Here is an 11,426-nt window from a genome sequence, read left to right on the forward strand (position 1 = left end):
TCAGATGGCAGATTTCAGATTTCAGATAACAGAAGGCAGGTGGCAGATAACAGATGGCAGGTTACAGGTTACAGGTGGCAGGTGGCAGATAACAGATTTCGAAGGCAGATGACAAGTTTATATTGGAAAAAGAATTTAAAACATAAAGTATGAGATTCCAAGATTTATTGGCGTACAAAAAATCATTTGAATTGGCAATGGACATTTATGCTATTTCAAAAAATTTTCCAGCGGAAGAAAAATATTCATTGACGGATCAAATTAGGCGTTCTTCGAGAAGTGTTTCCGCTAATATTGCCGAAGCAACAAGAAAAAGAAGCTATGAAAAGCATTTTATTTCAAAATTAACGGATAGTGACGCTGAAAATTCCGAAACTCAGGTTTGGCTAGAATATTCGCACGCTTGCAATTATATCGATACAATTCAGTTTGAAACCCTAACATCAAAAAGTATAGAAGTTGGCAAACTATTAAATTACATGATGAATAATCTAGATAAATTTTCATAAATAGTTCAATCTGCCACCTGAAACCTGTAATCTATAACCTGAAACCTGCCAACTGAAACCTGAAAATTATGAGTAAATCAATAGAAGATAAACTAGAAAGAATCCCAATCCTGAGCTATTTTGTTCGTTTGTTAAAAAGGATAAAGTTACCTTGGTTACAAGGATTGTCGTTTTATGATTTATTAGAATTATACATAGTAGGAATAGGTGAGGGGGCTTTGAGTTATCATGCTAGTGCTATTGCCTTTAGTTTTTTTATGGCCTTGTTTCCCTTTGCGCTTTTTATATTAAATTTAATTCCATACATCCCTATTGAGGGTTTTCAGGTTGATTTTTTAGAGTTTGTAAAAGATGGAGTACCTCCTAATACCTATGATGCGATAGCAACAATTATTAATGATATTTTGAATAATAGTCATTCAGGATTACTTTCTTCAGGATTTATGCTATCAATTTTTTTAATGGCCAATGGCTTAAACGGTATATTAGGCGGTTTTGAATCGTCAAAACATGTGATTCATAAACGGGGTTTTTTGAGTCAATATTTAGTAGCGCTCGGAATATCATTAGTATTGTCATTCTTGCTTTTGATTACCGTTTCGACCATAGTGATTTTTGAGGTTTTTATTCAAAAAATAAAAATCGAAAATGTTTTTAGCGATAGTGTTTCACTCATTATTCTGGGGCGTTATGTTTTTGTGATCTTGATGATATTAATCACAACGTCAGTGCTTTTTAAATTTGGTACCAAGCATTTTACCGGAATCCCGTTTATCTCTATCGCCTCAGTATTTACCACGATTCTTATTATTATGGATTCGTATGGTTTTGGAATTTGGGTCATCCGATTTTCTAAATACAATGAGCTTTATGGGTCAATAGGGACTTTATTAATTATGATGTTTTATATTTGGATAAATTGTATGATATTGCTCTTAGGTTTTGAATTAAATGCCGTAATTCATAAACTAAAAAGAAAACAATTAAATGCAGACACTAACCCTGAACTTTTCACCTAAGAAGAGTTTACTATCTAATTCAAAATGCATTTTGTAGCAGTAATTTTACCACTTTCTTTAGCTAAAACCTTTACGTATTGCGTTTCAGAAACGGAATATAACTTCATCAAAAAAGGGATGCGAGTGGCGGTGCCTTTTGGTAAAAATAAAATTTATTCTGCCTTAGTAATTGAAATCCATCAAAACAAACCTAGTCTATATGAGGTAAAAGAGATTCATCAAATTCTAGACGAAAAACCAATAGTTACAGAATATCAAATTGCTCATTGGCAATGGATTGCTTCCTACTATATGTGTGCCATCGGCGATGTGTATCGTGGTGCAATGCCATCGGCACTTTTGCTAGAAAGCGAAACAATTATTTCGAAAAAACCAGAAATGTTTATAGATGAAAATGTTTTGTCAGACGATGAATATTTGATTTATGAAGCTTTGCAACAGCAGAGTTCTTTGAAAATTCAGGATATAATGAATATTTTGAATAAGAAAAACATATTGCCTGTGATTCAAAAATTAGTCGATAAAAACATCCTTATTTTACAAGAAGAAATTCAGGAAATATATACTCCTAAATTAGTTCGTTATGTTAAATTACATTCAAAATATGATTCTGATGAAGGTTTGGGCACGTTACTAGAAACCCTGAAAAATGCTAATAAGCAAAAGGAAATAGTCTTAAGCTATTTTCAATTAAGTGCTTCAGAGTCTATCCGCCCATTTGGTGAAAAAAAGCCAATTACAGTCAAAAAATTAATAGAAAGTAGCAACAGCACTGCCGCTACAATAAAGACATTAGTAGAAAAAGAAATTTTTGAAGAATATTTTTTACAAGTTGACAGAGTTAATTTTGAAGATAAGATCAAATTAAAGCAGTTAGAATTGAGTAATGCGCAACAAAAAGCCTTGGATGAAATCAAAGAAAGTTTTTTAGAAAAAGAAGTTTGTTTGTTGCACGGAGTTACATCGAGCGGCAAAACCGAAATTTACATCAAATTAATCGAAGAGTATCTATTGACTAATAAGCAAATACTTTATCTACTTCCCGAAATTGCTCTAACTACGCAGTTAGTACGAAGGTTACGAGACTATTTTGGCAACAAAGTAGCTGTTTTTCATTCGAAATATAGCAACAACGAAAGAGTCGAGGTTTGGAAGCAGGTTTTAGAGTCTTCACCAAAAGCACAAATTGTTATCGGAGCTAGATCGGCTTTGTTTTTGCCTTTTGCAAACTTAGGCTTAATGATTGTTGACGAAGAGCATGAGCAAACATTTAAGCAAGTAGATCCTGCTCCAAGGTATCATGCTCGCGATGCTGGAATTGTTTTGGCTAAATTTCATAAAGCAAAAGTGTTATTAGGTTCAGCCACGCCCAGTTTAGAAACCTATTTTAATACTGAAACAGATAAATTTGGATGTGTTGAGATTTCAGAGCGATATGGCAATGTTTTGATGCCAGAAATAGAATTAGTTGACTTAAAAGACAAATACTTCCGCAAAAAAATGTCAGGGCATTTTAGCGATACTTTAATCGACGAAATTACTACTACTATTTCTTTAGGTGAACAAGTAATTTTGTTTCAAAATCGTCGTGGTTTTTCACCCATTGTTGAATGTATGACTTGTGGTCATGTACCCCAATGTCAGCAATGTGATGTTAGTTTGACTTATCATAAACATAAAAATCAATTGCGTTGTCATTATTGTGGCTATTCGATGGCAAAACCAACAAATTGTCACGCCTGTTCTAGTGTTGATATTACAACCAAGGGTTTTGGTACGGAACAAATTCAGCAAGAAATAACCGAATTGTTTCCTGATATAAAAGTGGGTCGTATGGATCAAGATACTACTCGTGGTAAATTTGGCTTTGAGAAAATTATTGATAGTTTTAAAAACCGTGAAATTGATATTTTAGTAGGAACCCAAATGCTGTCTAAAGGTTTGGATTTTGATAATGTGAGTTTGGTAGGGATTATGAATGCCGATAATATGTTATATCATCCTGATTTTAGGGCTTTTGAAAGAAGTTTTCAAATGATGACTCAGGTAGCAGGTAGGTCAGGACGCTCTGAAAAAAGAGGAAAAGTTATTATTCAAACCTATAATCCAAATCACAATACGATTCAGCATGTAGTGAATAATGATTATTTAGCTATGTATAAAGAGCAATTATATGAAAGGCAAATCTATCATTATCCTCCATATTTTAAATTGATAAAATTAACCTTGAAACATCGCGATTTTGACAAACTCAAAGAGGGTTCGATGTGGTTGTATCAAGTGATGAAGCAAAATATGTCTATTCCGATTTTAGGGCCTGAAGAGCCTTCGATTTCTAGAATTCGAAATGAATATATTAGAACAATACTTATTAAAATTCCACAAAATTACGCCCTCCAAGGCACAAAAAAAACTATTCAGAAAATACTGAATAGTTTTGATTCGGTTGCACAATTTAAAGCCATAAAAGTGGCTATAAATGTTGATTTTTACTGATTGATAGTGAGTGCTTTTACTAGTGCTTCTTTTTTATGTCGGCTAAGCGGAATTTTTGTAATTCCAATTTCAGCAAATCGACTATTAAAACGTTCTACTTTATCGATATTGATAATATAGGATTTATGCACTCTAATAAATTTTTCTTGAGATAAATCTTTCTCGAAAGATTTCATTGTTGATAACACTAAATTACTATCTTCTTCGGTTACTACTTTCACATAATCACCATAGGCTTCAATCCATTTAATTTTAGCAGTGAAAATTTTTAATTTTTTGAGATTACTCTTTATAAAAATGTGCTCACCATCTTCGTCTCCAGTTTCAGTTTTAAGCATATGTAGGTCTAAAGCTCGTTTTACTGAAGCATTAAATCGGTCTAATGCTATAGGTTTTTGAAGATAATCAGTAGCATCATAGTCAAATGCTTTCATGGCGTATTCAGCCTTAGAGGTTATAAAGATAATTTGCGGTTTTGTTTTTAAACCGTCAAGAAAATCAAAACCACTAATAACAGGCATTTCTATATCAAGAAAAATCAAGTCTATATTATTAATAGACATGGAGCCTTTCGCTTCAATAGCATTGGAAAAATCTCCAATTAAATGTAGATTTGGATGATTATTCACTAACTTTGAAATGATCATTCTTTGAATGGAACTATCGTCCACAACGACACAGTTTAGTTTCATAATTTATTTATTTAAGATTTGGGACTGTAAACATAGAGAGTTTTTTTGATAAAACCTAACTTAATCGTATTTTTTTGCTTTTAAACCGATAAATAAAAAATAGGTTTGTTTATTCAAAATAAATATTTACTTTTGCGCCCAAATTAATTTTAAATAAAAATTTATGAATCATTATGAAACTGTTTTCATTTTAAATCCCGTTTTATCTGAGGTTCAGGTAAAGGAAACAGTAAGCAAATTTGAAGATTTTCTTACATCTAGAGGAGCCGAAATGGTATCGAAGGAAGATTGGGGTCTTAAAAAAATGGCCTACGAAATCCAAAACAAAAAAAGTGGTTTTTACCATTTATTCGAATTCAAAGTAGCAGGAGAAGTCCTAATTGCTTTTGAAACTGAATTTAGACGTGACGAAAGAATCATGCGTTTCTTAACTGTAAGTTTAGACAAGCACGCTATTTCTTGGGCTGAAAGAAGAAGAACCAAATTAAAATCTACAAAAGCGTAATTATTATGGCAACATTACAACAATCAGCTTCAGGAAAAAAAGATGGAGATATTAGATATCTTACTCCTTTAAATATTGAGATCAACAAAATCAAAAAGTATTGTCGTTTCAAAAAATCAGGTATCAAGTATATCGATTATAAAGATGCTGATTTCTTATTGAAATTTGTTAACGAGCAAGGAAAAATTCTTCCTCGACGTTTAACAGGTACTTCATTGAAATACCAAAGAAAAGTATCAGTAGCAGTAAAAAGAGCGCGTCACTTAGCGTTGATGCCATATGTAGCTGATTTATTAAAATAATTAAAAAAAACAACAGCTTGTTGTCTCGCTTCAGCGAGACTAACTTCTATTAAAAAAGGACAACAACATGGAAATTATATTAAAAAAAGACGTTCAAAACTTAGGTTTTAAAGACGATGTGGTAAATGTAAAAAATGGTTACGGTCGTAACTTTTTAATTCCACAAGGATTTGGACATTTAGCTACACCTTCTGCAAAGAAAGTATTAGCAGAAAATTTGAAACAAAGAGCACATAAAGAAGCTAAGGTAGTAAACGATGCAAAAGCATTGGCTGAAACCTTGAAAGCATTAGAAATTAAAATTTTTGCAAAAGCTGGTGGTGAAAAACTTTTTGGATCTATCACAAACATTGATATTGCTGAATCTTTAGCAAAAGCAGGTCAATCAATAGAAAGAAAATTTATCACTAGTGGTATCGTAAAAAGAACAGGTAAATATACTGCAAACATTAGACTTCACAGAGATGTTATTGTTGAATTACCGTATGAAATTATAGCTGAAAAAGCTTAATTTCTAAATTTATACAACTAAATCCCGATGAGAATCGGGATTTTTTTTTATAATGCCACGAAGTCGCAAAGTCGAAAAGGTTTGTATATTGTAGAAATTTCATCTCATTAACAAATATTTCCGAAACTATTGGGACTTCATGGAAAAGTAAAGATTAATTCAAGACTTCAAAAAGATTAGTGACTTAGTGCCTTTGTGGCAAAAAAAAAATTTATGAAATACTCAAGACTTACCAAAGAACAATTTGAAGAATTACATCAAGAATTTAGCACTTTTTTAGCGACTCAAGCCATAGATAAAGCAGAATGGGACACTATAAAGAGAGAAAAACCCGAAGTCGCAGAACAAGAGCTAGATGTTTTTTCTGATTTAGTTTGGGAAGGCGTTCTGGGTCGTGCTGAATATTTAGAGCATTTCTCTAAAAATCATATATTCCTTTTTCAGTGTTTTGACACCTATATAAAATCAATCGTTTTAAAATCCTTAGTGCCCGAAATTAATTTCTTAACCAAAGAAGGCTTGCAATGGTTTAGTGATAACCTCTTTACAGATACGATAGAAATTAAAACGGGTAAAAAAGTATTTACTCAAGAACGCAATAGTTCTATTTTTGAATTGATTCAACAAGGTTCTATTTTAAGTGACGGACAATTATTCAAACAAATTATTTCAATTATTGAATCGTAATTCTGTATTATATTCTATAAAATTGGCTATTTTAGTGTTTTTTTTTAAATACTACAATAGCCAATTTTTTATTTATGGATATTTATAATACAATTCAAAATTTAAGAGAAGAACTCAATCAGCATAATCATAATTATTATGTTTTGGATACACCCACCATTTCTGATTTTGATTTTGATATTAAATTAAAACAACTTCAGGAATTAGAAAAATTTCACCCCGAATTTTTCGATGAAAATTCACCTAGTCAACGCGTTGGCGGAGCAATTACCAAAATTTTCGACACTGTCAAACATGATTTTAGAATGTATTCTCTTGACAATTCTTATTCTAAAGAAGAATTAGTTGAATGGGAAAAAAGAATTCAAAAAGTATTAGGAGCAGTTCCTTTGCAATACACCTGTGAATTAAAATATGACGGAGCTTCAATAAGTATCAGTTATGAAAACGGTAAGCTTAAACGCGCTGTTACCCGTGGTGACGGAGTGCAAGGTGATGATGTCACGAATAATATCAAAACGATAAAATCAATTCCTTTAGAGTTGAAAGGAAATTTTCCTGAAGCCTTTGATGTTCGTGGCGAAATAATACTCCCTTTTGCAGGATTCGAAAAAATGAATCAAGAACTAATAGCATTGGGTGAAACCCCTTATTCAAACCCTAGAAATACTGCTTCGGGAAGTTTAAAATTGCAAGATAGTGCCGAGGTTTCAAAAAGGCCATTAGATTGTTTATTGTATTTTATTGTGGGATCTAAACTTCCATTTGATTCCCAGTTTGAGAGTTTAAAAACTGCACGGGATTGGGGGTTTAAAGTACCAAAAGAAGCCAAATTAGCTCAAAATCTAGAACAAGTTTTCGAGTTTATAGACTATTGGGATATTCAAAGGCATAACTTACCTTATGAGACCGATGGAGTAGTTGTTAAGGTAAACTCCTATCAATATCAAGACGAATTAGGGTATACAGCCAAATCGCCACGTTGGGCAATGGCGTATAAATTTAAATCGGAACAAGTTTCGACACGATTAAATTCAATTTCTTTTCAAGTAGGTAGAACGGGAGCTATTACTCCAGTTGCTAATTTAGAGCCTGTGCAACTAGCAGGAACTATTGTTAAACGGGCTTCTTTGCACAATGCCGATCAAATTGAAAAATTGGATATTCGTATTGGCGATGAAGTTTTTGTTGAAAAAGGAGGGGAGATTATTCCTAAAATTATTGCAGTTGATTTGACTCAACGTCAAATAAATTCCGAACCTACCCAATACATCTCTCACTGTCCCGAATGTCAAACGGAGCTTGTTCGTTCAGAAGGTGAGGCTAATCATTATTGCCCTAATTTTTATGGTTGTCCGCCTCAAATTATTGGTAGAATTCAGCATTTTATTTCTAGAAAAGCCATGGATATTGAAGGTCTTGGCGGAGAAACGGTAGCGTTGTTGTTCAATAACGGTTTGGTTCATAATTATGCAGATTTATATGAACTTACGGTAGAACAAATTCTTCCTTTGGATAGAATGGCACAGAAATCGGCTGAAAATTTAATAAACGGTGTTGAAAAATCAAAAAACATCCCATTTGAGCGTTTATTATATGCACTTGGAATCCGATTTGTTGGAGAGACTGTTGCCAAAAAATTAGCTCAGCATTATAAGAACATAGATGCATTAAGTGAAGCTTCATTTATGGATCTTGTATTGGTTGACGAAATAGGAGAGCGAATTGCCTATAGTGTAATTGATTTTTTTGCTAACCAAGATAATATAAACATTATTGAACGATTGAAGCATCAAGGTTTGCAATTCGAAAGTATTCAAATTGTGAACTTAAACGCTACTAATAAACTATCAGGAAAAACATTTGTAGTTTCGGGTGTTTTTGAACAATTTTCGAGAGACGATTTGAAAAAAGCCATCGAAGATAATGGCGGTAAAATAGGGAGTTCCATCTCTGTCAAAACAGATTATGTTGTGGCAGGAGATAATATGGGACCCGCAAAATTAGAAAAAGCCGTCAAGCTCAAAATTGCTATTATTTCTGAGATTGATTTTCTTAGGATGATCTAATGAGGTAAATAAAATATTTAACTTCAAACTTAAAAGATGTAGTTGTTATTTATTCACTGAAATCGTTTAAACTTTTATTTTGTTAAATTTTTTTAGTGCAATTATTATGAAAGCTACATAATTAAAGCCCAGCCAACTAGCTATTGTTGTGTTAAATCTATTTAGTAACGAACTAAATCTGTCCATTCAAGGTTTTGTTATCTCAAATTTATAGCGCTCATTATAAAGTAATGGGTCAAAATATTCATCTCTATCTGTATCTCCATTTCTTGTATTGAAACAAACATTAGCGTTTATTTATTTTTTCTCACAACATAGCCTAAACTCTTTAGAATAAAACCTGCATCAGCATTTAAAAAAAGTCCGTCAACTGGAATTTTTTTTTATTCTAATGTTTCTGCTACTACTTCAAACTAGACTTCAATATTATAAAGGTCGTTATGGTTACCAGCTACTGGTTGTGAAATGGGTAATGGCAAACCCTGTTTATTGCTCAAATACAACGCATTAGTTGTTTTAGGTTTCTTTTTGCCTTGATATTAAGCTTCTTCGTCTCCTCTGATTGCAGAAGTATGACTGCCATCAAAATCAACACTCGAAGGGTCAAATTTTGATTTATTCTTCTCTAAAATATTTATCCAACTTTTCTTTAAAACATCTGTTCTACACCATTTACGATAATGATAATAAACCGATTACCATGTCAGCAAATTATCATCAAATAATTATTTTACAGGCAGTTGATGCCATTGAACAGCTGTTTTTAACTTATAAAGAACCGCATTTACGATTTCTTCTAAAGGAACTGTTGCTTGAAAACCTCTTTTCGCTAACGGTAAATAAGGAACAATTTCACTTTTATTATATCTTTGTCAAGTACAATCTACATAAGATTTGATTATGAAATGATTATGTTTTGCAACACAAATTTCGTCAACCCTTTTATATTTACAAAATAAGTTTAAATCACTTCAATGATTAAACTTAAAGAGCTAATTTCATTTTGGCTACAATTTCTTCCAAACACAAATTATTAATACTTCCTTCATGGGTGTGTTTGGTTTCTTTTGGCGATTGATAAGTGTCATTTTCCAGTTGTTCGGCAACCGCTTTATAGGCATCTCTAAAAGGAATTCCCGCTACAACCATTTCGTTTAAAGTATCCACAGTAAACAAGTAATCGTATTTTTTGTCTGATAGAATATTGTCTTTTACTTTGATGTCTTTGATTGAGAATATTGCAATATCCAAACAGGCTTTCAGGTTTTGAATGGCAGGAAACAAACCTTCCTTCAATAACTGTAAATCTCTATGGTAGCCACTAGGAAGATTATTAGTAATCAACGTAATTTCGTAAGGTAAAGCCTGAATCTTATTGCATTTTCCACGAATCAACTCAAAAACATCTGGGTTTTTCTTATGTGGCATGATGCTGGAACCTGTTGTTAAATGAGCTGGTAAGCCGATAAAATCAAAATTCTGACTCATATACAAACAAACATCCATAGAGAATTTAGATAAGGTAGAAGCTATGCTACTCATCGCAAAAGCTACTATTTTCTCTGATTTTCCACGACTCATTTGCGCGGCAACCGAATTAAATTTCAAGGTTTCAAAACCTAATTCTTTGGTTGTAAAAGTTCTGTTTATTGGAAAAGAACTCCCGTAACCCGCAGCAGAACCTAATGGGTTTTGATTTACAATTTTCAATGCTGCATTCAGCATGGTAATGTCGTCTATTAATGTTTCGGCATAAGCAGAAAACCACATTCCGAAAGACGATGGCATGGCAATTTGTAAATGCGTATAGCCTGGTAACAATACATTTTGGTTTTTTTCTGCTGATTCCATCAATAAATCAAACAAAGTTTTTACCTGAGATTTGAATTCGGTTATGACATCTTTAAAATATAAATTGATGTCGACCAAAACTTGATCATTACGAGAACGAGCGGTGTGGATTTTCTTTCCAGCATCGCCTAATTTTAGAGTTAATAGATATTCAATTTTCGAATGTACATCTTCAAAACTTTCTTCAATCTCAAAATCTCCTTTTTCAATATCAATGATAATATCTTCTAGAGCCAGAACCAATGAATCCGATTCTTCTTCAGTCAATAATCCAATTTCACATAACATTTTAGCGTGAGCAATAGATCCTAAGGCATCATATTTGGCTAATACCAAATCTAAATCTCTGTCGTTTCCAACGGTGAAATGTTCTATTTTTTTATCGGTTGGTATTCCTTTTTCCCAAAGTTTCATAATCGTGTTTTTTTGGTAGGGACAGCTCGCGAGCTGTCCGTACGATATAATTATTTTTTAAAAAAGCCGGTTAATATTTTGATGTATAAATCAATTCCTTCTTCGATTTCATGTATAAATATAAATTCATCTGCCGAGTGTGAACGCAAGCTTTCTCCTGGTCCTAATTTCAAAGATTGGCAACTAATTACCGATTGATCTGACAGGGTAGGAGAGCCATATGTGGTTCTGCCTAATGCAATTCCAGCTTGTACTAATCCGTGTGAAACGGGAATAGAAGAAGCATTTAGATGCATAGATCGAGGCGTCACTTCTGCAGCCACATTAGCTTTTACAGTGTCTAAAATTTCCTGATTATTATACTTATCATT

10 protein-coding genes and 2 pseudogenes are annotated in these 11,426 nt (G+C 32.7%); 8 read left to right on the forward strand and 4 right to left on the reverse strand.

The window, feature by feature from the left end; all coding sequences use genetic code 11:
• The first annotated feature begins 149 nt into the window (after positions 1 to 149).
• From ACKVOD_RS03975 to priA, 3 genes are all read left to right on the forward strand, one after another.
• Entirely contained in the window at positions 150 to 509 is a 360-nt protein-coding gene (locus ACKVOD_RS03975) for a four helix bundle protein (protein ID WP_409208186.1), read from the forward strand.
• 68 nt (positions 510 to 577) lie between these two features.
• A complete protein-coding gene (locus ACKVOD_RS03980) occupies positions 578 to 1,528 on the forward strand; it encodes a YihY/virulence factor BrkB family protein (RefSeq protein ID WP_409208187.1) in 951 nt (316 codons plus the stop codon).
• A 24-nt stretch (positions 1,529 to 1,552) separates the two neighbouring features.
• The gene (priA, locus tag ACKVOD_RS03985) at positions 1,553 to 4,024 is read left to right on the forward strand and encodes a primosomal protein N' (protein ID WP_409208188.1); all 2,472 of its coding nucleotides are present in this window, start codon (positions 1,553 to 1,555) and stop codon (positions 4,022 to 4,024) included.
• On the opposite strand, the gene ACKVOD_RS03990 is transcribed toward priA, so the two are convergent.
• Complete coding sequence (locus ACKVOD_RS03990) at positions 4,018 to 4,716, reverse strand: LytR/AlgR family response regulator transcription factor (protein WP_409208189.1); 699 nt, start codon at positions 4,714 to 4,716, stop codon at positions 4,018 to 4,020. The genes priA and ACKVOD_RS03990 overlap by 7 nt on opposite strands.
• A gap of 163 nt (positions 4,717 to 4,879) precedes the next feature.
• Between ACKVOD_RS03990 and rpsF the strand changes: the two genes are divergently transcribed.
• The 5 genes from rpsF to ligA all read left to right on the forward strand — a co-directional run bounded on the left by rpsF (position 4,880) and on the right by ligA (position 8,790).
• A complete protein-coding gene (gene rpsF, locus ACKVOD_RS03995; protein ID WP_248903299.1) occupies positions 4,880 to 5,221 on the forward strand; it encodes a 30S ribosomal protein S6 in 342 nt (113 codons plus the stop codon).
• A 5-nt stretch (positions 5,222 to 5,226) separates the two neighbouring features.
• Positions 5,227 to 5,523 carry a 30S ribosomal protein S18 gene (gene rpsR, locus ACKVOD_RS04000; RefSeq protein WP_409208190.1) on the forward strand — a complete coding sequence of 99 codons (297 nt, stop codon included), beginning with the start codon at positions 5,227 to 5,229 and terminating at the stop codon, positions 5,521 to 5,523.
• 67 nt (positions 5,524 to 5,590) lie between these two features.
• Positions 5,591 to 6,034 (forward strand): 50S ribosomal protein L9, encoded by a 444-nt coding sequence (gene rplI / locus ACKVOD_RS04005; RefSeq protein ID WP_409208191.1) that lies wholly within the window; start codon positions 5,591 to 5,593, stop codon positions 6,032 to 6,034.
• A 213-nt stretch (positions 6,035 to 6,247) separates the two neighbouring features.
• The gene (locus tag ACKVOD_RS04010; RefSeq protein WP_409208192.1) at positions 6,248 to 6,721 is read left to right on the forward strand and encodes a DUF6495 family protein; all 474 of its coding nucleotides are present in this window, start codon (positions 6,248 to 6,250) and stop codon (positions 6,719 to 6,721) included.
• A 74-nt stretch (positions 6,722 to 6,795) separates the two neighbouring features.
• Positions 6,796 to 8,790, forward strand: coding sequence for an NAD-dependent DNA ligase LigA (ligA, locus tag ACKVOD_RS04015; RefSeq protein ID WP_409208193.1), 1,995 nt, complete (start codon positions 6,796 to 6,798; stop codon positions 8,788 to 8,790).
• Between the two features lie 66 nt (positions 8,791 to 8,856).
• Here ligA and ACKVOD_RS04020 read toward each other — a convergent pair.
• From ACKVOD_RS04020 to ACKVOD_RS04030, 3 genes and pseudogenes are all read right to left on the reverse strand, one after another.
• Positions 8,857 to 9,673, reverse strand: a pseudogene (locus tag ACKVOD_RS04020) (transposase).
• Between the two features lie 101 nt (positions 9,674 to 9,774).
• Positions 9,775 to 11,055, reverse strand: a complete 1,281-nt coding sequence (gene argH / locus ACKVOD_RS04025) for an argininosuccinate lyase (protein ID WP_409208194.1) — start codon at positions 11,053 to 11,055, stop codon at positions 9,775 to 9,777.
• Positions 11,056 to 11,105: 50 nt separating this feature from the next.
• Positions 11,106 to 11,426, reverse strand: a pseudogene (locus ACKVOD_RS04030) (acetylornithine deacetylase); the annotation flags it as partial.

The sequence above is a fragment of the Flavobacterium sp. genome, assembly GCF_046155325.1.
Lineage (GTDB): Bacteria > Bacteroidota > Bacteroidia > Flavobacteriales > Flavobacteriaceae > Flavobacterium.

Excerpts from the sequence above, each read along its gene's own strand:
- rpsR (WP_409208190.1), top strand. The coding sequence starts at position 5,227 with ATGGCAACATTACAACAATCAGCTTCAGGAAAAAAAGATGGAGATATT.
- ligA (WP_409208193.1), top strand. The coding sequence starts at position 6,796 with ATGGATATTTATAATACAATTCAAAATTTAAGAGAAGAACTCAATCAG.
- rpsF (WP_248903299.1), top strand. The coding sequence starts at position 4,880 with ATGAATCATTATGAAACTGTTTTCATTTTAAATCCCGTTTTATCTGAG.
- ACKVOD_RS03990 (WP_409208189.1), bottom strand. The coding sequence starts at position 4,716 with ATGAAACTAAACTGTGTCGTTGTGGACGATAGTTCCATTCAAAGAATG.
- priA (WP_409208188.1), top strand. The coding sequence starts at position 1,553 with ATGCATTTTGTAGCAGTAATTTTACCACTTTCTTTAGCTAAAACCTTT.
- ACKVOD_RS03980 (WP_409208187.1), top strand. The coding sequence starts at position 578 with ATGAGTAAATCAATAGAAGATAAACTAGAAAGAATCCCAATCCTGAGC.
- ACKVOD_RS03975 (WP_409208186.1), top strand. The coding sequence starts at position 150 with ATGAGATTCCAAGATTTATTGGCGTACAAAAAATCATTTGAATTGGCA.
- rplI (WP_409208191.1), top strand. The coding sequence starts at position 5,591 with ATGGAAATTATATTAAAAAAAGACGTTCAAAACTTAGGTTTTAAAGAC.
- argH (WP_409208194.1), bottom strand. The coding sequence starts at position 11,055 with ATGAAACTTTGGGAAAAAGGAATACCAACCGATAAAAAAATAGAACAT.
- ACKVOD_RS04010 (WP_409208192.1), top strand. The coding sequence starts at position 6,248 with ATGAAATACTCAAGACTTACCAAAGAACAATTTGAAGAATTACATCAA.